This is a genomic window from Vibrio sp. SCSIO 43153 (assembly GCF_023716625.1).
Lineage (GTDB): Bacteria > Pseudomonadota > Gammaproteobacteria > Enterobacterales > Vibrionaceae > Vibrio > Vibrio rotiferianus.
The window spans coordinates 1826484-1847955 of the sequence record NZ_CP071855.1; the positions used below are offsets into that span (position 1 = coordinate 1826484).

Annotated in this window: 26 protein-coding genes and 1 pseudogene; 2 read left to right on the forward strand and 25 right to left on the reverse strand. The window is 39.8% G+C overall.

Translation table 11 applies throughout. From position 1 onward, the window contains the following. Nucleotides 1-81: 81 nt before the first annotated feature. The 3 genes and pseudogenes from J4N37_RS08305 to J4N37_RS08320 all read right to left on the reverse strand — a co-directional run bounded on the left by J4N37_RS08305 (nucleotide 82) and on the right by J4N37_RS08320 (nucleotide 1816). Nucleotides 82-537 (reverse strand): annotated as a pseudogene (locus tag J4N37_RS08305) (GNAT family N-acetyltransferase). Nucleotides 538-683: 146 nt separating this feature from the next. Continuing rightward, nucleotides 684-1331, reverse strand: a complete 648-nt coding sequence (locus tag J4N37_RS08310; protein ID WP_010448839.1) for an HAD family hydrolase — start codon at nucleotides 1329-1331, stop codon at nucleotides 684-686. A 158-nt stretch (nucleotides 1332-1489) separates the two neighbouring features. Next, nucleotides 1490-1816: a YqfO family protein gene (locus J4N37_RS08320; RefSeq protein ID WP_237282401.1), complete on the reverse strand. Its 327-nt coding sequence runs from the start codon at nucleotides 1814-1816 to the stop codon at nucleotides 1490-1492. 190 nt (nucleotides 1817-2006) lie between these two features. Between J4N37_RS08320 and J4N37_RS08325 the strand changes: the two genes are divergently transcribed. Continuing rightward, nucleotides 2007-2399 carry a hypothetical protein gene (locus J4N37_RS08325; protein ID WP_252040555.1) on the forward strand — a complete coding sequence of 131 codons (393 nt, stop codon included), beginning with the start codon at nucleotides 2007-2009 and terminating at the stop codon, nucleotides 2397-2399. Between the two features lie 579 nt (nucleotides 2400-2978). Here J4N37_RS08325 and J4N37_RS08335 read toward each other — a convergent pair. The 12 genes from J4N37_RS08335 to J4N37_RS08440 form a co-directional block, all read right to left on the reverse strand. Next, a complete protein-coding gene (locus J4N37_RS08335) occupies nucleotides 2979-3926 on the reverse strand; it encodes an SH3 domain-containing protein (protein WP_252040557.1) in 948 nt (315 codons plus the stop codon). A gap of 957 nt (nucleotides 3927-4883) precedes the next feature. Beyond that, entirely contained in the window at nucleotides 4884-5519 is a 636-nt protein-coding gene (locus tag J4N37_RS08345) for a hypothetical protein (protein WP_252040559.1), read from the reverse strand. A 175-nt stretch (nucleotides 5520-5694) separates the two neighbouring features. Then, nucleotides 5695-6102, reverse strand: coding sequence for a hypothetical protein (locus tag J4N37_RS08355; RefSeq protein WP_025769012.1), 408 nt, complete (start codon nucleotides 6100-6102; stop codon nucleotides 5695-5697). 138 nt (nucleotides 6103-6240) lie between these two features. Then, nucleotides 6241-6981 carry a hypothetical protein gene (locus J4N37_RS08365; protein ID WP_252040561.1) on the reverse strand — a complete coding sequence of 247 codons (741 nt, stop codon included), beginning with the start codon at nucleotides 6979-6981 and terminating at the stop codon, nucleotides 6241-6243. Nucleotides 6982-7134: 153 nt separating this feature from the next. Beyond that, nucleotides 7135-7443, reverse strand: a complete 309-nt coding sequence (locus J4N37_RS08375; protein ID WP_045372057.1) for a hypothetical protein — start codon at nucleotides 7441-7443, stop codon at nucleotides 7135-7137. Between the two features lie 143 nt (nucleotides 7444-7586). Further along, nucleotides 7587-8642 (reverse strand): hypothetical protein, encoded by a 1056-nt coding sequence (locus J4N37_RS08385; RefSeq protein WP_252040566.1) that lies wholly within the window; start codon nucleotides 8640-8642, stop codon nucleotides 7587-7589. Nucleotides 8643-9140: 498 nt separating this feature from the next. Next, complete coding sequence (locus tag J4N37_RS08395) at nucleotides 9141-9626, reverse strand: type VI secretion system amidase effector protein Tae4 (RefSeq protein ID WP_041061605.1); 486 nt, start codon at nucleotides 9624-9626, stop codon at nucleotides 9141-9143. Nucleotides 9627-9885: 259 nt separating this feature from the next. Continuing rightward, nucleotides 9886-10362: a GNAT family N-acetyltransferase gene (locus J4N37_RS08405; RefSeq protein ID WP_154204511.1), complete on the reverse strand. Its 477-nt coding sequence runs from the start codon at nucleotides 10360-10362 to the stop codon at nucleotides 9886-9888. A 145-nt stretch (nucleotides 10363-10507) separates the two neighbouring features. Beyond that, nucleotides 10508-10918: a hypothetical protein gene (locus J4N37_RS08410; RefSeq protein ID WP_045386035.1), complete on the reverse strand. Its 411-nt coding sequence runs from the start codon at nucleotides 10916-10918 to the stop codon at nucleotides 10508-10510. Between the two features lie 131 nt (nucleotides 10919-11049). Beyond that, nucleotides 11050-11739: a hypothetical protein gene (locus tag J4N37_RS08420; RefSeq protein WP_252040571.1), complete on the reverse strand. Its 690-nt coding sequence runs from the start codon at nucleotides 11737-11739 to the stop codon at nucleotides 11050-11052. 145 nt (nucleotides 11740-11884) lie between these two features. Then, nucleotides 11885-12169: a MazG nucleotide pyrophosphohydrolase domain-containing protein gene (locus J4N37_RS08430; RefSeq protein ID WP_252040572.1), complete on the reverse strand. Its 285-nt coding sequence runs from the start codon at nucleotides 12167-12169 to the stop codon at nucleotides 11885-11887. 151 nt (nucleotides 12170-12320) lie between these two features. Then, nucleotides 12321-12905 (reverse strand): hypothetical protein, encoded by a 585-nt coding sequence (locus J4N37_RS08440; protein ID WP_252040576.1) that lies wholly within the window; start codon nucleotides 12903-12905, stop codon nucleotides 12321-12323. A gap of 260 nt (nucleotides 12906-13165) precedes the next feature. On the opposite strand from J4N37_RS08440, the gene J4N37_RS08450 reads away from it, so the two are divergent. Next, nucleotides 13166-13468, forward strand: a complete 303-nt coding sequence (locus J4N37_RS08450; protein ID WP_252042127.1) for a hypothetical protein — start codon at nucleotides 13166-13168, stop codon at nucleotides 13466-13468. A gap of 550 nt (nucleotides 13469-14018) precedes the next feature. Here J4N37_RS08450 and J4N37_RS08460 read toward each other — a convergent pair. The 10 genes from J4N37_RS08460 to J4N37_RS08530 all read right to left on the reverse strand — a co-directional run bounded on the left by J4N37_RS08460 (nucleotide 14019) and on the right by J4N37_RS08530 (nucleotide 21414). Beyond that, nucleotides 14019-14543 carry a hypothetical protein gene (locus tag J4N37_RS08460; RefSeq protein ID WP_252040577.1) on the reverse strand — a complete coding sequence of 175 codons (525 nt, stop codon included), beginning with the start codon at nucleotides 14541-14543 and terminating at the stop codon, nucleotides 14019-14021. A 232-nt stretch (nucleotides 14544-14775) separates the two neighbouring features. Next, nucleotides 14776-15180: a DUF1801 domain-containing protein gene (locus J4N37_RS08465; protein ID WP_031847005.1), complete on the reverse strand. Its 405-nt coding sequence runs from the start codon at nucleotides 15178-15180 to the stop codon at nucleotides 14776-14778. 1214 nt (nucleotides 15181-16394) lie between these two features. Continuing rightward, on the reverse strand, nucleotides 16395-16886 hold the full coding sequence (locus J4N37_RS08480; RefSeq protein WP_039479241.1) for a hypothetical protein: 492 nt from the start codon (nucleotides 16884-16886) through the stop codon (nucleotides 16395-16397). Beyond that, nucleotides 16876-17196, reverse strand: a complete 321-nt coding sequence (locus J4N37_RS08485) for a hypothetical protein (RefSeq protein WP_039479238.1) — start codon at nucleotides 17194-17196, stop codon at nucleotides 16876-16878. Before J4N37_RS08485 ends, J4N37_RS08480 begins: the two co-directional genes overlap by 11 nt. Nucleotides 17197-17336: 140 nt before the next feature. Beyond that, on the reverse strand, nucleotides 17337-17690 hold the full coding sequence (locus J4N37_RS08490) for a hypothetical protein (protein WP_252040578.1): 354 nt from the start codon (nucleotides 17688-17690) through the stop codon (nucleotides 17337-17339). Nucleotides 17691-18286: 596 nt separating this feature from the next. After that, on the reverse strand, nucleotides 18287-18700 hold the full coding sequence (locus tag J4N37_RS08495; RefSeq protein ID WP_252040579.1) for a hypothetical protein: 414 nt from the start codon (nucleotides 18698-18700) through the stop codon (nucleotides 18287-18289). A 142-nt stretch (nucleotides 18701-18842) separates the two neighbouring features. Next, nucleotides 18843-19316 carry a GrpB family protein gene (locus J4N37_RS08505; RefSeq protein ID WP_252040581.1) on the reverse strand — a complete coding sequence of 158 codons (474 nt, stop codon included), beginning with the start codon at nucleotides 19314-19316 and terminating at the stop codon, nucleotides 18843-18845. 150 nt (nucleotides 19317-19466) lie between these two features. After that, nucleotides 19467-19916, reverse strand: coding sequence for a hypothetical protein (locus tag J4N37_RS08515; RefSeq protein WP_100085115.1), 450 nt, complete (start codon nucleotides 19914-19916; stop codon nucleotides 19467-19469). Between the two features lie 157 nt (nucleotides 19917-20073). Further along, the gene (locus J4N37_RS08520) at nucleotides 20074-20802 is read right to left on the reverse strand and encodes a toll/interleukin-1 receptor domain-containing protein (protein ID WP_252040583.1); all 729 of its coding nucleotides are present in this window, start codon (nucleotides 20800-20802) and stop codon (nucleotides 20074-20076) included. Between the two features lie 135 nt (nucleotides 20803-20937). Then, entirely contained in the window at nucleotides 20938-21414 is a 477-nt protein-coding gene (locus J4N37_RS08530) for a GNAT family N-acetyltransferase (protein ID WP_252040585.1), read from the reverse strand. Nucleotides 21415-21472 lie beyond the last annotated feature (58 nt).

A 21472-nucleotide genomic window follows, 5' to 3' on the forward strand; every position in this document is an offset into this window, starting at 1 on the left:
ACCACCTTAAACACTAAAACCAACGCATAGTGAAAATGCCACGCGTTGCGAATCACTCTTAAATGCTTTGTTAGCAGCAACTTACAACGCGAGTTTAAACCCTTCATGTGTTGCTTTGAATCCAAGTTTTTCATAGAACCTGATTGCATCAGGGCGCTGCTTATCACTTGTTAACTGAACAATTGTACAGCCTTTGCTTTTTGCCAGTTCGATAGCATGTGAGAACATTTGCTCACCGAAACCTTGTCCACGATAGTCACTATGGATCCGAACACCTTCGATAAGACAACGCCAACTACCGATATGGGTTAGGTAAGGAATAAAAGTAATTTGAAGCATCCCGACTAAAGAGTTTTCCAGTTCAACAACAAGTTATTCGTTGTTTGGATCTCGTGCAATTGCATCGAACGCTTCAATATACGCACTATTTAGCGGGACAGACGCGTCTTCTCTTTTGCTACCAAGCGGGTCATTTGAAAGCAAAGTAACAAGACTTTCCAAATCTTCAAAATCAGCTGAACGATACTTTAATTCCATCTATAGTTCCTTATTACTTCTGACTGCTAACGCCGCATTAAGGTGTGAACAACGCGACCACGAAACTCAACCTTACCGCAGTAAACACTGAACTCAACGATGGAATTAAAAGTGCCAAACGTTGAGAATCACTCTTAAATGCTTTGTTATACGAACATTTCATCGTACACACTGATAGATCTTAATGCGCCGCTTAAGTCATTTTTTCCATTAAACTCATGCCTAACGGCAATAACGTCACAACCACTAGATTTACCTGCGCTAATGCCTGCTGTTGAATCTTCGAACACTATTGTATGTTCAGGTGATACATCTAAATTTGCGAGTGCAAGATTATAAGCTTCAGGATCAGGTTTATGCTTGGTTACATGCTCTTGGGTAATAACAAGATCAAAAGCTGTTTCTAACTGCAATGAAGTCAAAATATTTTCAACCATCCATGTTGCTGCCGAGCTGACAACACCACATTTTTTCCCTGCTTTTTTCAAGTGTTCAATATACGCTTTAGCTCCTGCATTCAACTCAAGTTCGTCGTTTAACATCAGTTCGTAGTGAGCTCGAAAATAACGATTAAACTCGCCTAGATCTGGTGAAATGCCCGCATGAGTAAAAAAGTGACCAGTCACAACCTGCCAACTTTCACCCATAACGTCTTTATATATATTGTGATCAACTTGAGCGCCGTAATCTGCACAAGCCAATGCTAGAGCTTTACCCTTTAATGGCTCTGAATTTACTAACGTTCCGTCCATATCGAACAGATAAACTTCATAATCTTTCAATTTGTTCTCCATGTTAAATTTTGCGAGTTCGTATAACGCCCTGTTAAGGGGTGAGCAACGCAATACTGAAGCCGCCGCACACCACCTTAATCACTTAAACCAACGCATAGTGAAAATGCCACGCGTTGCGAATCCCTCTTGAACAGTTTGTTATGTTTGTGCTGACGTAGCTAGACAAACTTATGGTTGTATAGAGGTAAAATGTTGATCACTGGTTCTTCGTAAGGGTGAATTGTTCGAATAGCATCAAGTGCAGCTTGAACTAAAGGCTCTTGGCATCTAACGTCAATTCTGACCTCTTCACCAAAGTTAATTTCCCCCTTCTTGCCAGTAACAGGTTCCGAGCCTTCAGTTGGTCTCCAGAACCCTGAAATTTTTACGATAGAAATAACACTGTCATAGTCACCCACAACACCTGCACCAACTGAGTTGAGTGCATCACGGATAGCTACAACTTCTGTTTCAGGTGCATAGATTTCTAGCTTGAATTCCATCATTTTCTCCCAAAAAACATAACGCCGCGTTAAGTAGTGAGCAACGCCAGCCACATAACCTAAACCATTACACCTTAACCACTTAACCCAACTTAGAACGCAAAACGCCAAGCGTTGGGAATCTGTCTTAAACGCCTTGTTATGTTGCTGACTCAAGGTACAATCGCAAGCTTTATAACAAGGACTAGACGCGATGCTATTTAACAACAATATCGATGAGATGAATAACTATTTGGAATGTTTCTGTAAACAACCACATGTCAAATCACTTGATAGCATTTCAGATGAACAGATTAACTTGCTTCTGGATTTCTTAGCACTGGCCCACAAGTTAAAATGTGATATCTACGCGACCAGAAACCTTAACAGCCCACACTTTCTTGGTATCGGGGCCTTCGCTTTGTCACAAGAGCGCCCACCACATGGAAACCTATTTATCAAAGTAGAGCGAGAGCAACTTCACCTCACATTTGAACTCGATGCTTGCAGCCAAGATAACTTGTTAACACCAACCCGAGTGATTGATGCACTCACTTATCTCATCGACAATTCAGGTCAGGCACTTCTCCCTGAAGATTACAACTAGTGATTGCAACATAACGCCTTGCTAAGGTGTGAGTAACGCAATACAAAAGCTACCGCACAGCGCCTTAATCACCATAAGCCACCGCAAAGTAAAAATGCCACGCGTTGCGAATCACTCTTAAATGCTTTGTTATGTTTCATACGTCGCTACTTGCCTAAATGACTCCATGCTACCGTCAAAAGGCCGGTCAAATTGGGAGCTATCTAGAGAGCCTATCTTATTTACAGATAGCCATGTAGCTTCACATTCCTCGCGGTTAAATAAAGCTTCATTTGTAGCAGAATCTACAAATTTGTTAATCCAGCCCTGATCACACCTAGGACACCATCTCTTTAACTCCTGCATTTGGAGCAAACAAAATACCTTACACCTTTCGGACTTTCTCCTACTTCACCTAGCGTCTCAGTATTGCAAGTTTGACATAGTAATTTGTTCATAATACTTCCTGAAACATAACGCCCAATTAAGGTGTGAAGCAGGCGACCAAGACACTTAATCTGACCACCGTAATCACTGAACTCAACCCAAACCAAAAATGCCAAGCGTGCTGAATCACTCTTAAATTGTTTGTTAGCTTAATTACTTGAACCGTTCTGTATACTCATTTAACACCCATCCCTCCAATGGCTCTCCATTCTTTTGAGGCACAGCAACCTTAACCCAACTCCGATCTTTCTCCAGAACATTCACCAATTGACCAAATTCTAAATGTGTAATAATTTCAACTTTTGTAGACGCAGAGATTCTTAATCGAACACCATTACCGCTTATAAACCTGTTTGCGGGTGTAGTCTCTATACCATTTTTCTGAGGCAATTTTTTGATCGTATTTTTCTGTACTCGAAGCGGCTCATCACTTTCTTTAAGAAAGTCTGTCAATAATGGTTGTAAATATGTCGCTACAACCAACGGCATCACAATATAATTAAATATATATTTGAGAAACAACAAAAGAAATACAGGTACTCTTTGTACTCCTTTCGTTTCATCCATATTAGACGTTGTGTCTCGTTGAAGGCTATTACCAACTTCTGATAATGCTTCTGAAAACTCGGTTAATTCTTGTTCGGTATATAAAGAGTTTAAAGTGTCAAATCGCTTTAGCGATGCCACATCTATTACAGAGTTGAAAATACCATGGTGCTGTAAAGACTCTACTTGAGCAACCATATCTGAAACGCTAAGGTGTTGTAAAGACGCCGCTTGAGCAACCATATCTGAGACGTTAAGGTGTTGCAAAGACGCCGCTTGAGCAACCATATCTGTAACGTTAAGGTGTTGTAAAGACGCTGCTTTGGCAACCATATCTGTAACGTCAAGGTGTTGTAAAGACGCTGCTTTGGCAACCATATCTGTAACGTCAAGGTGTTGTAAAGACGCTGCTTTAGCAACCATATCTGTAACGTCAAGGTGTTGTAAAGACGCTGCTTTGGCAACTACATCTGAAATACTGAGGTGTTGTAAAGACGCTGCTTTGGCAACAGCTTCCATTTGAGTTGACAATGACTGACTGGTTTTGAATGTCATAATTTTCTCATACCTCATTAGTGAAGTGCACTCTATTTAATAATAAACAACACTATGATACTTCCATATTAGCTCAGATGTCATTTTGCCGATTAAGCTAACGCCCTGTTGAGGTGTGAGCAACGCAATACCGATGCCGCCGCATACCACCTTAATCACTTAAACCAACGCATATTAAAAATGCCACGCGTTGCGAATCACTCTTAAACAGTTTGTTATGAGTACGACTTGCACAATAAGATGCGATTACCTGACTGCCTTATAGTATACTTATTACCCGCAATCCTTTCACTGGCATAAGATGCACTAACAAACTTTAAAGAATAGCCTGCTAATACGAAAAAGATTGCTATTGGAACCAACCATGCAGTTTGCTGAGATTCTAAAAAGTAGTAGAAGCATAAGGTTAATAGTAGTGAAAAGAACCAATAGAAAGCATTGGACAAATACTTTTTAAGCTTGTGAAATTTTGGCTTTTCGTATTTGCCATCTTCATAGCTGATGGAGCTTTTACACCTCTTAAGATCATTTATAAACTCTGTCGGTCTATTTAGATTACAACAGTGTTGAATCTCTTCAAAGGATAAAGCAAAACCAAAGTAGTTAGCAAATCCCTGCTCTATAACGATAGGGTTCTTAAGGCTCAGGTCAGAATCAAATACCTGTAAAAAAGCTCGTACTTCTTAAATTTGTTGGATGAAGATGTTGCAATCGAGATGTTGAAGCGCTCATACATAAGCAGCAACAAAAACAGAGTTAGTATAACAAATATAACCCATGTCGATTCTTGACCAAGGTTCTCACTCAATAGCTCTAACCATTTCGAAAAGATATTTTCCATTTCACTAATTTCCAATAGTACTCATAACGCCTTGCTAAGGTGTGAGTAACGCAATACAAAAGCTACCGCACAGAGCTTTAATCACATAAGCCACCGCAAAGTAAAAATGCCACGCGTTACGAATCACTCTTAAGCAATTTGTTAGATGATTCTTTCAACCCTGCCGCAACATCACTATATAGATCAACTATCTGATTAACATCTCGCTCCATTATCATAAGGAGCATCGTTCTATTTCCCAAGTCTCGGCTAGATAGAAGATCATTTAGATCGGCTAATTTCGCAAGATCTCTATTATACTTTTTTACAGCTTCACTAAGGCTTAGAATTTTATTAAACAATGTTTTATCTTTAATAATTCCGCTTTCTAAAATTCGGTTAAACTGAGTTTCCTCTAGGCTCACAAAATATGAATGCTCAACTAAGCTTACTTCTTTGCCCCTGTCTGGAACTTTCGTTTCTAAGAAGTGTTCAATTGCGCGCTCATTGTACTGATATGATGCTATGAAATCGGAAACTATCAGATCATGACGCTCTTGCTCTTGAATCAGGCGTTCCTTTTTATCCTGATCATAAACAGACAGACTAAATAGAAAAGCCAACACCGTGGCAATTGATGCAAAAATACCAAACAGTTCAAAAATTGTGGTTTTTCCTTCTTTTGAAACTATATTTTTTGTATACATTGCGTATAGTACACCTGCAAAAATAACAAAAATAGCAAATATTATTATGAGTAAATTCAGTGCCATATATATTTTGTCAAACCTCTCTAATTGATGAAACTAACCACATCATCTAACGCCCTGTTAAGGGGTGAGCAACGTCATACCGAAGTCGCCGCATACCACCCTAAACACTAAAACCAACGCATAATGAAAATGCCACGCGTTGCGAATCCCTCTTAAACAGTTTGTTAGCTGTGTTTTACAACACGAGCTTTGCTCCCAACATACCGAGTACTGCGATAGTTACCATCGTAAACCAAAGGTAAATCATAAAAGATAGGCATAACGAAAATAAACCTCTCACAGCTTTATCTATGTTTGCACCTTCATCGTGCTGTAAAAAATACGCTAGTTCTGCTGTAGGTATTGACCCAGCAAAACTCTTAAATTTGAGCTTTACCATCATCAGGCCCATTGAGACTGGAAGACTAGATACTAGTAAAGTGATTCCCACCGAAATCCAGACATTCTCGGGGGATTCATTACCTAAAACTACTGCTGCCCCAAACAACACTAAAAGCATTCCCAGAAAGCCCTTAAAAGATGACAACAACGAGTCTCTTGTTTTTATATACAGCCAGAATAGCGGCTTATCATATTTTCTCATTTTTTCCTTAAACAGCTAACGCCCTGTTAAGGTGTGAGCAATGCAATACCGATGCCGCCGCATACCACCTTAAACACTAAAGACAACGCATGGTAAAAATGCCACGCGTTGCGAATCACTCTTAAACAGTTTGTTAGGTTAATGTTTAACCGACGGCTTGATAAACATTTCCTTTGGGTATTTTTTCTTCATATGAGAGTAAAGTAACGAATGTAACATCATAAGATCTCTTTCAGTAGTTTGAAGCTGAGATAAAATCCTATCAGTTGAAGAAATCAAAGAACCTATAACCAATGGTTCAATTTCTTCCTCCACCTGTTCGAGCTTGAAACCATTTGAGGAAGCTATATGTTTACATGGTTCAACAAGTTCGGTCGTATAGTAATCAATGCGATTGTCAATATACTCCGTTATGGCAGAAGTGTTAAACTTACAATTCGATAGTTTTGCGAAGAAATTAGGATCATACCCACCGATTAGAAACGCGTACTTCTCTAAATCTAGCTTGTGAAGGTGGTCAACCGAATATCTAGGCATTATTAGATTTATACACTTCTCAGCATTTCCAGTTTCATAATCTTGATATACCTTTTTAATATATTCCCGAGTGACCCAAGCCTGGCTTAGTAGCTGAACTAACAGATAATTAGCGCTAGAAATATGCCTGTTACGCTCTTCCTCTCTTTTCTCACTCACAAGATGAATTAATGTAAATAGAGCAGCAATGGCTCCAGCTGATGATATCAAGTCACTTAGAGAATTCAGAACTTTAATTATATTAGTAGATTGTTCTGAGGCATAAGAAAAAACCACAGCAAACGCGTAGAATCCCAAAATCGCCCCAGCGATAACTTGTTTATATCTTGCAAAAAACTGCACGTTTTCTCCTATTTACCTAACGCCCTGTTAAGGTGTGAGTAACGCAATACTAATGCTCCCGCATACCACTTAAACACTAAAACCAACGCATATTGAAAATGCCACGCGTTGCGAATCACTCTTAAACAGATTGTTATACGTTCATTTTGCCAACTAGATAAACTTGCAGCTTTCGCTATCAAAAACTCTGGCTGCCAGTCCAATAGCCAAAAGTTCAATAATCTCTGCGTTTGCTTGAGACATTACGCAGTTAAAAGTGATAGCTCTTGGTTCATTTAAACTATCAACATCGAAATGAATCAAGACTTCTCCATTCTCGTACACAAACTGCTGTTGAGTTGGAATAAAGCCTAAAATACTATCAAATACTTGGTTTAACTTAAGAGGGTTGAACTCCATAGGAATCCAATCCTTTGGCAAGTCTTCAATTTCTGATTCTGTTTTTACGATAATTCCAATCATATGAACCTCAAGAACGTATAACGCCCTGTTAAGGGGTGAGCAACGCAATACCGAAACCGCCGCATACCACCTTAAACACTAAAGCCAACGCATAGTGAGAATGCCACGCGTTGCGAATCACTCTTAAACAGTTTGTTATGCCTTTACTTAAGAAACCGTAATAGCTTACCAACATTTACTTTGAGAGCTCCCCATTTAAATTCTCCAACACTCACTGCCCCCTCTAGTATCTCAACTTCATCATTTTTTAGGCTCTTTAGAAGTAGAAGTTCATTAGTCTTATTCGATAGTTCACCATTCAAATGAGATATTGTGGCATTCTTAAGTTCAATAACTGACTCTTTCATTTGAATTTGAAGTTTATAATTTTCTACTTGATTAACCAAAATCTGATAGTTAGATCGTTCTAGGGCAGTCATGCTTATAAAATCGGCGGGTAGGAGCTCTGAGTATGGCAGCGATAGGTATTGATATAGTAATTTCTCAATATCCGAAAACAATTCAGCCACTTTAGGTTCAATAATAAGAGACGTTTCACCTGCTCTGCACTCTGTTGTCACATCTGCTTGAATATCTAAAGAATTTAGTAACTCGCCAAACCACATTAAATACTGAGCACATACTACTTCGTACCCTTTAGGAAATTCAAATATTTTAACTATCGAATCTTGAGCTTTTTCTTTTGAAATTTTAATCAATAATGTTTCATAAGCCATTTGACATTTATCAATCATGGCATCTATTTGGTTTTGTATACTTCCTGCGCTAATATGAATAACGACATTAACAGCAGCCCACCCATCCTGTAGTTGGTCAATAGCTTTGGATTCAAGCCCTAATGCCTTGATTTCTGATGCATAAAGTTCGAGAAAATCTCCAACTAGAATCGGATTGTCCCAGTTCTCCCAACGAAAAGTGACTGCGAATTCGACTTCAAGAAAATCAACGTGACGTTTTACCTCTATAAAATCCACCAATTGAAAGCTCTCACATACATATTCATTATAGAAATGTAAGCCCTTCGGGATATCATCAACCTCGCAAGAAAGAATTTTAGGTAAAAGCCGCTGATCGATATCTTCACTATAAAATTCGAGCTCTTCAGTCGTAGCACTTCTCTCTACTACCTCGACTACGATGGAATCATCTTCAATGATGGTTAAGCTCTTATCAGTCTTTTTAAATTCAATACTACTCATAAATATCCTATAGAGGTATAACGCCCTGTTAAGGTGTGAGCAACGCAATACCAAAGCCGCCGCATACCACCTTAAACACTAAACGCAACGCATAGTAAAAATGCCATGCGTTGCGAATCACTCTCAAACAGTTTGTTATGTAACTTTATTCGTCGTGAGTCAACGAATTGATTTTTCTTAGAAAAACAGGGTCACTATCCAAGGTAAAACACTTCACGAGTAAAGGAGAAGTATCCTTCTTATACTTAACCTCTGGCTCATAATTTTTCACCAATCGAGATACTTCAACGAATGTTTCTGGTGCCAGAGAACTCGTCTGAACTATACCCGCAGATATATTTCTAATATCGTTTAAGTCATAGTTTTTATGCTGAAAGTACTGATATAAGCAATTTGCTTTAGCAAATTGAATTAACTGCCCGTTAATAGGGACTCGTGTATTAGAGCTGGCGCTTATAGGTAATGAAACAAGTATAATAATAAAAGCAATTACCCTTATCATGCGCACTCCCAGAATAAAACTTTATGCGTAACTGATGCATACCCTTCATATACACATTTTTTTCCATCCCACAAATCAGCGTGCCCTGTCGCATCACTCCACCCATTTACTTGATAGATAATAATACCTTTGCGCCCTTTAATTTTTTCCAAATGCTCTTCTGGGGTCAACACCTCTGGGCTGAAGTATTTTTCTGATAGATATTTCGTAAGAATCTTTACACGGAAAATATACCAAAACTTATTTTGTCCAGAAGACACTTGGAGACTCATTTTACCTTCCGGTCCAATAGCGTTATAGCGAGGAATTTTATGCTCTACCCCGCTCCCGTTAAGAGCTTTTGAAACTCTTATAGCACAAGCGTTAGAAAATATACCTAGTTCATAGTTTAAGCCCACTTTACCACCGATCTTTTCAAACACCACATTAGCAGGTAAAGCTGGGTAATTGGCACGTAGTTTTTCCCATGTTGGTAATTTCATCTCAACCTCAATCCACAGTAATAATCTTGTGACTGACAATGTAGAGCTGTTCCAGACGCATGTAAAAACGAGAAAGCCTCATTACGGTAGAGATAACAAAGCGTTGAAACTGATGAGCCTTGAAGTTACATAACGCCTTGTTAAGGTGTGAGGCACGCAATACCGAAGCTGCCGCATACCACCTTAATCACTAAAACCAACGCATAGTAAAAATGCCACACGTGCCGAATCACTCTTGAACAATTTGTTATACGATTTCTCACAACGAGCGCTGAAAGAGACCTTTTTGGGCTTTGAAACCTAATTTTTCAAACAGAGCTTTAGACCGAAAGTTACCTTCATCAATGTCTGCATACAATTTTTCAATGCCCACAGATTTTGCGTGAGAAAATAATAAACTGAGAGCTTCCAACATATAGCCTTGTCGCCAATATGCTGAATTAAGTAAGCATCCAACCTCACATGAACGACCACAATCACTAAAACTATGTAAACCGCAAGTTCCAATAACTTTGTTGGTCGATTGCTCTAAAACTGCCCATTCCAGCGATTCACCCGACTTTTCTAATTGGGCGACGCTTTCTAGCATCTGGAATATCAAATCTTTCGATGGAAAAACCGGATCTGAGGCAAATTCCATTGTTTGAACATCACCATAAATTTCAAACAAGTCATCAGAATCTTCCATTTGAATTGACCTCAATACAACCCTACTTCCGTGTAAATCAGGCTTCATTTTTCTCCTTAATCGTATAACGCCCAATTAAGGTGTGAACCACGCTACCACCACACTCAACGTGGACACCATAAACACTGAACTAACCCCAAACCGAAAATGCCAAGCGTGGTGAATCACTCTTAAATTGTTTGTTATACGGTATCTACATTAAGTGAAGGAAGTCTAACCTTACTAAGTAAGAGTCACCAACATCAATAAACTCCCAACCAGATGTAAGATCGCTAAACTCATTGTTCAGCGGAACATCATATAAAAATGAATAATTAAAAGATGACTCAATTTCATAAATTTCTGGTTGGCCACTTCCAGGCATTAATTTAGGGTTTGAATAGGTAATATCAGGATGTGCTTGCCTAAAAATCGTACCTTCACAGAAATGATCATTTTCGACTTCATTTCTAAATGTCTCGGGTGTAAAAGCCTCTCCGAAAGAAGGAGCTAAATCAATCTTCGAGAATGCCATGTCCCACTGCCCTTTGGAGATTAATTCAAACCACTCAATTACAAATTCTTCGAATAAAACAACTGGTTTCTTTCCGTTTTTGTAAATCATAAACCCCTGCCGTATAACGCCCTGTTAAGGGGTGAGCAACGCAATACCGAAGCCACCGCATAACACCTTAAACACCAAAACCAACGCATAGTAAAAATGCCACGCGTTGCGAATCCCTCTTAAACAGTTTGTTATGTAAAAGTTTCCCAAGGCACGATTACTGACAGGACAGCAATAAACGCAAACATATATGGACTTAAGATGTCCAAATGCTCTCTGTGGTTGATAAATGCATTAAATCTGTACTTAAATTCAATTAGCAATAGTCGTATGTATTTACTAAAAGTCCACTTTTTGTTGAAAGATAAAAGGCTAGAGTACTCATCAAAATGCTCCTCGAACCATTCGCCATCACCACTCTCACCACGGAATACTGAAGGAAAGCGCACCGCTCGACGTAAGAAGCCGCTTACATGGTATTTTGAATCCTGAATACCCGGTTCATCTCCACCCCAAACGTCAAAGGCATCGCCTAAGAAACCGGTTACGACTTCATCTCTTGGATTGTAATTAAAGATCTCTTTATCTTGCATCATCCGTTCCGACCAAAGAAGAAAAAGCTCGTGATGGTATGGTTGGGCATAATTTCGATAACGAACAGTTAAATACAAAATTGCAGCTAGCAGCAAGTAAGTAATTCCCTCTTGATGGGCAAATTCAATTTTGAAAAGAAATGTATTTGCTTCCTTCATCACAGCACCGGTCACATTAAGTGCGATAAGAATAATAGATATGGTTGTGAGAACCTTGCCTTTAGCTGTTAGTTTTTCAACAGCATCGAATCTTTCGACAAGAGTCATTTCTTCTTTCTTCGTAGTCAATTCCATCTCCTTTTACATAACGCCTTGTTAAGGGGTGAAGCACGCAACACCGACGCTACCGCATACCACCTTAATCACTAAAACCAACGCTTAGTAAAAATGCCACGCGTGCTGAATCCCTCTTGAACAATTTGTTATACGCGTTCTAGCGGTTGTACTTAACCTTGTTCAAAACTTCTTTTAATTCATGCGTTTTCTCAAGGTTTACACCGTGAATATTGGCTAAAGCACAAACATAATACAAGACGTCATATAACTCTTCTGCGATTGAACCTTTAAGTTCATCTAGCGTTGGTTGCCCACTTTTACCTTTGCAAATAGATTCCGATAATTCGCTAACTTCTTCGATTAGTTTTAAAAAATAGTGTTCAGATTGCTCTGGCGCATAATCGAATTCTTTTATATGACTTTGTAACTCAGATAACTTCATAACGTCCTTTTTGTATCATTTTCCATAAAGCGTATAACGCCCTGTTAAGGTGTGAGCAACGCAATACCGATGCTTCCGCATACCACCTTAAACATTAAACGCAACGCATAGTAAAAATGCCACGCGTTGCGAATCACTCTTAAACAGTTTGTTAGCTGTTTGTAGCAACAGCTTTACTCAATTGGCGTTCAAGGTGTTTATCGGCCTTTCGACAAATATCCTCGAAAGCTTCATTAAACAGAGCATCAACCTTATTAATTTCAGGCAGGGTGGCGCCTTGGTAATACATGATTTTGTGTTTTACCTGATTGTAGATCTTGTGAAGAACCGCGTCTTCATCGAGGTATTTAACTAAAGAGTCATATAGTCCTGCAGATATAAATGTTTCCTCGTGATCAAAGAGTAATCTTCGGTACGGTTTCATATCAACTCTATAGCGCTTTTGTTTATAAAACAGATCTTTACAAAACTCTCGCCCATCTTCTAAATGCGGAAACTCACTCGGAGCCTCATCAAAAGATAGGTAGTATTCATTTTCAGTTTTTATTCGCTCTAGTAGCTCTATTTCAATTTTTGAGGCAAGACCTAATAAATCTAGATCTTCTAACTTGTAAGCTATAGATTTGGCGTACTTTGCCGCTCCAAGCAGCTGATATTCTTCAAAATTATCGGCTTCTTTATTGGAGCAGTAAGTTCCATATGAACGAAGCAGTTCATCTCTAAGAAGATTATCCATATTTATCCTAATTGCTTAACGTGAGAAACAGCTAACGCCCTGCTAAGGGGTGAGCAACGCAATACCGAAGCCGCTGCATACCACCTTAATCACTAAAACCAACGCATAGTAAAAATGCCACGCGTTGCGAATCCCGCTTGAGCAGTTTGTTAGTCGCGAGGCACCGAGCGACAATTTTAAGCCGAACTAAACTTTGCGAACAACAAACTTTATGTGCTTTGATGCACTTTAGTCAGGCGCAGTCTCAAAGCGGCTATTCAATGAAACCACTTGGAACAAACAACGCCGCAGAAAACGGACTGACAATACCAAAAAGCGCTTTTGGAAAGCCAATCTCACAGTGCGGACTTTCAACAAAGTCACTGAAACCACGTGGAACTTACAACACCAGAGAAAACGTCATTTCAGCGAGTAAATCGGCTTTTGTACCGACAAACTCACCGAGCGGAGTTGCAACCAAAAATAGACTCCCGATTGCCCTACTCTGTAAGCACCAAAGAACAAAACAACAGCTAGGACAGGTACAAAACTTTGGACTTAAAACAGCTAGAACTAAGCTCTGATGATCTACGATTAATCGGTGTACCAAGCAAACAGCTGCTAAATTTTAAGCTCAGAAACATGATTTTGATTGCTAGCTTTTTCTGGCGACTAACGCCCTGTTAAGGTGTGAGCAACGCAATACCGATGCAGCCGTATACCACCTTAAACACTAAACGCAACGCATAACAAAAATGCCACGCGTTGCGAATCACTCTTAAACAGATTGTTAGCTTTATATGCGTTTTGTTGCGATTAATATGCATAGTAAGGCAAAAGGGAATAAAATCACTAAACTAGCTTCTACTGTATCAAGAAGCTTTGCTTGTTGAATGTACGAAACAACACTCGAAACAGAGCAATAGATTATCGATACAAAAAAAGCAATGAAGACTTTTCCCCCGCTAAAGCCTTTCTCAATGTTCAACTTATAGTTGAGAACGATAAGGGGTAGCAATAACGCTACAATGTTATTCCCTTGAAGAGCTGGAATTGAAAGTGCAGAACCCAAGTATATAGAAAAAGAAATTAGTACTAGATAACTAAACAGCGACAATATTGTATATTTAAACATCACTTTCGCCTTTCTAACTCTGCCGTGTACTTTTGCATTTCGCTATAAGAAAACTCATGAATTCCCACTAGAGCAATTGATGCAATCAAAACAGCTACATTCCCAGAGCTAGCGCCTTTTTTGATGATACTCCAAGCGGCTCCGCCTGCTCCATAAGCTCCAGGATTTGCTCCTAAGATACTTGACCATCGGTTAAAGTCATTATGAAATTTTAGAATTTCAGTTAGCTCTTCAGTAGTCAGTGACCACTCTCCCCATTGAGGATTTACCAACACATCTGTGCATCTTGTTATGAGACAGCTCTTTAAAGGACCGCTACTTAAGCTGTGTATAATTGCCATAGCTTGTTGCCTAGCATTGCGGTCCAACTGACGATACATAATGGTTCCAGACATAGCTTGCGAGACTTTAACAGGATCTCCTTGAACTAAGTGTTGCGGGATATTCAATATCTTCGCCAATGATTTAACCGCATCGGCTTCGTTGCTAGGCAATTTATAAGGCAAACGACTAAAGTTATTCATTACTCTCATTCCGTTGACAATAGAAGAAAGTACTTAATACAATCAGAAGAAATAGTGACCTATTTATCATCGCCATCTATGCGATCGACTTCTAGAAAGCTAACGCCGCGTTAAGGGGTGAGCAACGCAGACCACCCACCTAAACCATTGTGCCGTAATCACTAAAGCTGAATCAAACCCAAAATGCCGAGCGTTGGGAATCCCTCTTGAACGCTTTGTTATGTGAATTTTTTCACGCGCCCAAAAGAGGCAAATTTTTACGCTGTTGATAGGTTAAAGCTAACTCTAAACAGGACTTGATTGCTGTTTCTGGTAACGCTTTCGATAATGACAGAACTATTGCTCTGTTTCCCTGAAACACCAGTTCTTCACCATACAATTCTCGAAATGTATCGACTAACTTAGTTTGGCAATTAAAGAACAGGTAATAATTGTTAGGAGATTTCAGCTTCCAGTCTATTCTTAGCGGGCTGCCTGTTTTTACACTATAGCTAGGTTCACCCCACTTTAGAGTTTCATCGACTTCACCTAACTCCAAATCAGATGCGATTTGAAAGACTAGATTTCGTAGCTCCTCTAGCCTAATACGAGCATTTTCCGGATATTCATCGAAGCGTTCTTTGACTACCTTGTTCACTGGAATCTCCTATTCACATAACGCCTTGCTAAGGTGTGAGTAACGCAATACAAAAGCTACCGCACGGCGCCTTAATCACCCTAAGCCACCGCAAAGTAAAAATGCCACGCGTTACGAATCACTCTTAAGCAATTTGTTAGTACATGCGCTACTTCTATTTATGCGCTCCAAGATATTGAAAATTGAGATGATATGAAAGACTTTGAACACTGAAGTGGGACGGGCAACTACAAAACTTTACCCCGATTGAAAGACGAAAGTTGGCTAGAAGAAAAACGCACTGAACTGCCCTACTTTCACTGGCTTTAAATTAATAAAGGATTCGACCCTCGCACTCCAACGGCAGCACAAAAGAAAGACAATTCTGACGTAGTAAAGACCACGAAAGAGAAGAAGCGCCACAGAAATAGGCTAAGAGTTAGAAGCCGTAAACAGTGAAATCAAAGCGAATACTCCGCATATAGTGCCACCGGAAAGAACGTGAAAGGCACTAACTTTAAGGTGTAAAGACGAGCGCCAAAACAGATTAACACCAAAACTTATAACCTTTGATGTCAAACCCGTACTAACGCCTTGCTAAGGTGTGAGTAATGCAATACAAAAGCTACCGCACAGCGCCTTAATCACCATAAGCCACCGCAAAGTAAAAATGCCACGCGTTACGAATCACTCTTAAGCAATTTGTTAGTACATGCGCTACTTCTATTTATGCGCTCCAAGATATTGAAAAGTGGCATGATATGAAAGGCTTTGAACACTGAAGTGAGACGGGCTGCTACAAAACCTTACCCCGATTGAAAGACGAAAGTTGGCTAGAAGAAAAATGCACTGAACTGCCCTACTTTCACTGGCTTTAAATTAAAAAAGGATTCTTTCCTCGTCACTCAACAGCCACACCAAAAGTAATCAAGGCTCTCTCAAAAAACACCACGAAAATGAAAAAGCGCCAAAGAAATAGGCTAAGAGTTAGAAGCCGTAAACGATGAAATCAAAGCGAACACTCCGCATATAGCGCCACCGGAAAGAACGTGAAAGGCACTAACTGAAAGGTGTAAAGACGAGCGCCAAAACAGATAAACACCAAAACTTATGACCTTTGATGTCAAACCCGTACTAACGCCGCATTAAGGTGTGAGCGGCGCTTGGCTATACTTGAGCGAAGCGAAACTGCCAAGCGTTGCGAATCACTCTTAAATGCTTTGTTATACAAATAGTTAATCGTATACAGCTTCCGCTCTTTCTGCGCTACTAAACACAATTGCTTCCCAGGCAGCTCTTGTACATGACCATAGTGAATAGCCTAGTAAGAACAAACATACAACTAGCATCGAATATATGTCTAGTGACTCAAAGTGGTTGAAGTAAATTACATCACCAAAAAACTGTTGGATATAAACACCTTTAAGAATGGATGCCGAGGTAGTCATTGCTAACCCGTAAGTAATAGCAGCAAAAGCCGAGTCAGCGAAAATACCAAATTGTTTATATATTAGCCCAGCATACTCGGCACTTGACCCTTTGGCTGAAAGGTAATGTAAAACAAAGCATATAAGTGAACCAAACCAGATACTTATATTAAGATGCTTCCACTCAAGTACACTTCGTATAGCTTCATTGTAATACTTCTGATCGGTAATATAAGTAGCTGCTATCGCGACAAGCACAATGAGAACAACGACTAGACGATAGTTAAATTTAGGAAGCATATTTACTCCCATTAAATTCGTTTACCTTTTTTTGGTCTTCATCGTCGTTACTTTTACCGAGCAACCCACCGATTAAACCACCTAGCACTACTCCTGGCACACCACCCATTACTCCAATAACACCACCTAAAGCCATTGCTGGTGCTGTTTTATTGTCTGATTCAGCTAGAACTGAATTGACGGAGTAAACCTTATCGTTAACCTTTAAACGGCTAGAACCTAAGCTTTGAGCTAACTCTTGACGCGTTTTAGCCGTATTCTGAATATATGTTTTCTTTCCTGTCTGACGATCTTGTACATACAGACGCATCTGACTAACTCCTTTTATTTGTATAACGCCCTGTTAAGGGGTAAGCAACACAATACCTAAGCCGCCGCATACCACCTTAATCACTTAAACCAACGCATAGTGAAAATGCCACGCGTTGTGAATCCCTCTTGAACAGTTTGTTATGTAGCGATGTTCGCAAGGACACAAACCAAGAATGCAGGCACGCCAGCTATGAGCAGTTTGATACAAAAGGCTGTATTTTCTGAGAACCGCTCATCATCGATTTCGTCCGCAACACTACGGTCAACCATTGAGTCTGTAATCCTATCAACCTTGTCATCAGACTGCCCCATACCCCCCAGAGGTGGATACATGAAAAATAAGGCTGTCGTTCCCCATATAAGCATTACGATGAAAAATGCATAGTCCGATACAAACTTAAGTCCAAAGAAGCCTGTAGACATCTCTAGACCAACAACTATTACGGCTGCTATTACATTCGCAACCAATACAAATCGAACTAAACCAAGCATTTATACTCCATTTCTTACCTAGCTACATAACGCCGCGTTAAGTGGTGAGCAACGCCTACCACCCTACCTAAACTATTGTGACATAAACACTTAACCCAAAGTAAGCCAAAAATGCCAAGCGTTGGGAATCCGTCTTAAACGCTTTGTTATGTGTATAGTCTAGAAGTTACTCGGCTATACTTGATACAAGGTTGCTCAGTGGTAAATATTATGGCTGCTCAGAAATACCAAAGACCAATATCCCCAGATCTACATGCATGGGGCATTATTTTGTTCGCCATAATCGGGATGATTCTCATATTGGTGCTAGGAATCAAGTTAGTCAACTTATACGTAGCGTCTAATGGTTATAACGATTTAGCTGCCGTTTTTATTGCTCTCATCGTGATTGGCGTGTTGGCAATGCTAGCTCTAGCATTTTTTTCTCAGCGTATATCCGTATATTACTACCGAAAAAGAGATCCAAGTTAATACACATAACGCCGCATTAAGGTGTGAGCAACGCTACCACGAGACTTAATCATACCACCGTAAACACTAAACCCAACGATGGAATGAAAAATGCCAAGCGTTGAGAATCACTCTTAAATGCTTTGTTAACTGGATGGGAAACGATACCTTTTATAGATTTTCTCGAAGTCATCGCCAAAATTAAGATATGCCATTGCTGTATCTGTATCTTGAGGTGTATGAAAATTGATTCCGAGATCTATAAAGCCATTTTCTAACTGTCGGTTTAAGCTTGGCAAACCCACTAATGACTGAAATATCAATTCACGTTTATCTTCATAAAAGTCACTGTCTTGATCGGAAAAACTATCTAAGATTTCCGTACCAAAGATCACGGATTCAGACTCCGAAATACCTAAAGTTGAGACACTAAGATCCGCATAGCCTTTTAGAAGGTCATAGTCATATCCAAACTGGTCAAATTGATGTTTCACGTCGTATGCAGACTGTTCGATCCAATTAATATGATCGCTCAAGATTTCTGCTGAAGATTTATTCATAAACTCAAAACTCCTTGAATCCAGTTAACGCCCTGTTAAGGGGTGAGCAACGCAATACAATAGCCGCCGCATACCACCTTAAACACTACAACCAATGCATAGTGAAAATGCCACGCGTTGCGAATCACTCTTAAACAGTTTGTTATGCCTGTCCTAACACGCACTCAATACAAGCTGATTTTTTCCGACGATACTCTTCTTGAGACCAACCTGTACAAGACATTTTCAGCTCATTGTATCGTTGAACTAACTCAGGACTTTTACGGAGTTTGTCTCTAAACCCCACAAAAAACTCAAATTCCGAACCATTAGCTACAACTTGAAAAGCGACATCCTCACCTGAGCTATTTTCCAGCATGCAAAGCTCCGGAGTTCTTAACGTATCGGATTTTTCGTTGAAGCCTAGAGTAGAAAGTAACTTTACTGCATTCTCTAGTTCCTTGCCGTTAACACCAACAAGTATGTCTAGGTCACCTTTAGATACAGCATTGGGGATAGAGGAAGCTCCAATATGCTCAATAGATGCATCTGGAAGTAAAGCAGCTATCTCAAGTTCGTACTTATGATACAGGTTTTCGCAAGATGCCTGATATTCATCTGCTTTGTAAAACTGCATATTTTCTCCCAAAAGGCATAACGCTTTGTTAAGGTGTGAGGCACGCAATACCGAAGCTTCCGCATAACACTTTAACCACTAAAACCAACGCATAGTAAAAATGCCACGCGTGCCGAATCACTCTTGAACAATTTGTTATGAGGCGCGCTCTCACTGTTGTTCAACTAGCCCCATTGTTTCAGCCGTAGATATAGCATTAAAAGGGCTACTGATTTCGCCAGACAAGACCTCAACTTGTCGCTGGTCTAAATGCTGAATTCTTGAATCACTTGGCTTGTCAAAATAGATAAAACCTTTTAAGACTTCATTTAAAGTAGTGATATCTACTTCATTTAACACAGCCTTGAGATTGCTCGCCTCGACTTGAGTGCACTCATAGTCCTTAAGAAAGTGAATGTATAAGAATACTTCTCTTTTATCGTCAAGGCTCAGGCTTTCAAACCATTCAGATTTGGGGAAATCTAATATCGTTTGTTTACCAATTTTGTCGCACTCTTGCCATTTGTCATCCCATACTTTCAAGTAACTCAGCTTATCAACTTTCGCTGAGCAGCCAACGAGAAGCAGAGGCAATAGGTAAATAAATCCTTTTTTCATCATAAATCTCTAAGCTAAATAGCGACGCCTCATAACGCCGCATTAAGGTGTGAGCAACGCAACCACGAAACCCAACCATACCACCGTAAACACAAAACCCAACGATGGAATGAAAAATGCCAAGCGTTGGGAATCACTCTTAAATGCTTTGTTATGAGTATTATTTCAACGCAAGCAAGACGTCTTCTAAACCTGAATTGTAGTCCTGAATGAAATTTGCATATTTTTTCATTTTAAGTAGACGAGGAATTTTGCAGTCCTGATACAATATTGGTAAGACCATAATATTGCCAGACTCAATCTCGTCCCAATACATTGAGTGCCACTCTCGTTCAACCCACTTTGATTCGACAGCATTTTGAGAAAGCACCAAGATAATAGCATCTGCATCATCTAGACCTGACTCAATTTTCTCCGGTATTGAATCACCAACCTTTATTTGCCATTCATCTAACCACGGCGTATGCCCAGCATTGGATAAGTCGGAACTCAACCAACGAACAAAATCTTTGTCTTTTGATGAATGGGATATAAATACTTTTTTTCCTTGATCCACTTCTTGATACCTTGCTGATAACAGCCATTCATACAGAGTTGACTCAATGAGATGCAACTCTGTGATTTCATAATTTCGTAGATGCTTAGGTTCGATTAAACCGATGCTATTACGCAATTGATTTCTTCTATTTTTTAGGTCTTCTGTTGTTGGATATGCAAGACAGGAAAAAGGAATACAAAAGTACTTTCGACACTGCGACATTTCCCCAAAATAAACAACAGCAACTTCAATTTCTAAGTCATCATCCCATATATCATCGTCATAATAACAAATGCGACCAGCATACTTACCACTTTTTACTACTAATATACCGTAGTCAAATTCTGTCATGTTATCCTCGAATACTCATAACGCCCTGTTAAGGGGTGAGCAATGCAATACCGAAGCAGCCGCATACCACCTTAATCGCTAAAACCAACGCATAGTGAAAATGCCACGCGTTGCGAATCCCTCTTGAACAGTTTGTTAGGTGCGTAGCCAAAGTTGGTAAAAGTCGGTTTCATCGTGCTTGGGATTCTTGCGCACGAACTCCCAACCATGGCGCTTGTAGAATGTGAGAGCTCGATGGTTAGTTCGACTTACTGAAAGTACAGCACGCAAACAACCCGCTGTACTCAACGCGCTTACAATATAATCCTGCAATTTTGCAGCGAGTCCTGAACCACGAAAATTCAGCTTTAAGTAAATGAGATGCACATAGCCAGTCTCCGGCTCGGGTGAAAAGCTACGAAACTCTAACTGCCCTGCAAACTGACCATCCACAAATATATGGATATAGAACCATCCTGATGTTGCTAGCCGGTCTAATACTCGTTCACGATAACCACTGATGAAGTCGTCGAAACCATCGTAATGCCCAAAACTACAAAAGTATGCATCTTTTCTCACAGCTACGCACAATTCGAAATCATCAATGTTTATCTGCTGAAAAGCAATTTCCATACTTACCTTTTCCTTCAAGCACCTAACGCCGCGTTAAGGTGTGAACAACGCGACCACC

Bases quoted from the DNA above. Each gene is read 5' to 3' on its own strand.
- J4N37_RS08430 (WP_252040572.1), bottom strand. From the start codon at position 12,169: ATGAAGTTATCTGAGTTACAAAGTCATATAAAAGAATTCGATTATGCG.
- J4N37_RS08335 (WP_252040557.1), bottom strand. From the start codon at position 3,926: ATGACATTCAAAACCAGTCAGTCATTGTCAACTCAAATGGAAGCTGTT.
- J4N37_RS08515 (WP_100085115.1), bottom strand. From the start codon at position 19,916: ATGATGAAAAAAGGATTTATTTACCTATTGCCTCTGCTTCTCGTTGGC.
- J4N37_RS08325 (WP_252040555.1), top strand. From the start codon at position 2,007: ATGCTATTTAACAACAATATCGATGAGATGAATAACTATTTGGAATGT.
- J4N37_RS08460 (WP_252040577.1), bottom strand. From the start codon at position 14,543: ATGAATAACTTTAGTCGTTTGCCTTATAAATTGCCTAGCAACGAAGCC.
- J4N37_RS08480 (WP_039479241.1), bottom strand. From the start codon at position 16,886: ATGCTTCCTAAATTTAACTATCGTCTAGTCGTTGTTCTCATTGTGCTT.
- J4N37_RS08345 (WP_252040559.1), bottom strand. From the start codon at position 5,519: ATGGCACTGAATTTACTCATAATAATATTTGCTATTTTTGTTATTTTT.
- J4N37_RS08320 (WP_237282401.1), bottom strand. From the start codon at position 1,816: ATGATGGAATTCAAGCTAGAAATCTATGCACCTGAAACAGAAGTTGTA.
- J4N37_RS08385 (WP_252040566.1), bottom strand. From the start codon at position 8,642: ATGAGTAGTATTGAATTTAAAAAGACTGATAAGAGCTTAACCATCATT.
- J4N37_RS08450 (WP_252042127.1), top strand. From the start codon at position 13,166: ATGAAACCACTTGGAACAAACAACGCCGCAGAAAACGGACTGACAATA.
- J4N37_RS08495 (WP_252040579.1), bottom strand. From the start codon at position 18,700: ATGAATAAATCTTCAGCAGAAATCTTGAGCGATCATATTAATTGGATC.
- J4N37_RS08405 (WP_154204511.1), bottom strand. From the start codon at position 10,362: ATGAAGCCTGATTTACACGGAAGTAGGGTTGTATTGAGGTCAATTCAA.
- J4N37_RS08520 (WP_252040583.1), bottom strand. From the start codon at position 20,802: ATGACAGAATTTGACTACGGTATATTAGTAGTAAAAAGTGGTAAGTAT.
- J4N37_RS08490 (WP_252040578.1), bottom strand. From the start codon at position 17,690: ATGCTTGGTTTAGTTCGATTTGTATTGGTTGCGAATGTAATAGCAGCC.
- J4N37_RS08485 (WP_039479238.1), bottom strand. From the start codon at position 17,196: ATGCGTCTGTATGTACAAGATCGTCAGACAGGAAAGAAAACATATATT.
- J4N37_RS08440 (WP_252040576.1), bottom strand. From the start codon at position 12,905: ATGGATAATCTTCTTAGAGATGAACTGCTTCGTTCATATGGAACTTAC.
- J4N37_RS08530 (WP_252040585.1), bottom strand. From the start codon at position 21,414: ATGGAAATTGCTTTTCAGCAGATAAACATTGATGATTTCGAATTGTGC.
- J4N37_RS08355 (WP_025769012.1), bottom strand. From the start codon at position 6,102: ATGAGAAAATATGATAAGCCGCTATTCTGGCTGTATATAAAAACAAGA.
- J4N37_RS08410 (WP_045386035.1), bottom strand. From the start codon at position 10,918: ATGATTTACAAAAACGGAAAGAAACCAGTTGTTTTATTCGAAGAATTT.
- J4N37_RS08395 (WP_041061605.1), bottom strand. From the start codon at position 9,626: ATGAAATTACCAACATGGGAAAAACTACGTGCCAATTACCCAGCTTTA.
- J4N37_RS08375 (WP_045372057.1), bottom strand. From the start codon at position 7,443: ATGATTGGAATTATCGTAAAAACAGAATCAGAAATTGAAGACTTGCCA.
- J4N37_RS08505 (WP_252040581.1), bottom strand. From the start codon at position 19,316: ATGCAGTTTTACAAAGCAGATGAATATCAGGCATCTTGCGAAAACCTG.
- J4N37_RS08310 (WP_010448839.1), bottom strand. From the start codon at position 1,331: ATGGAGAACAAATTGAAAGATTATGAAGTTTATCTGTTCGATATGGAC.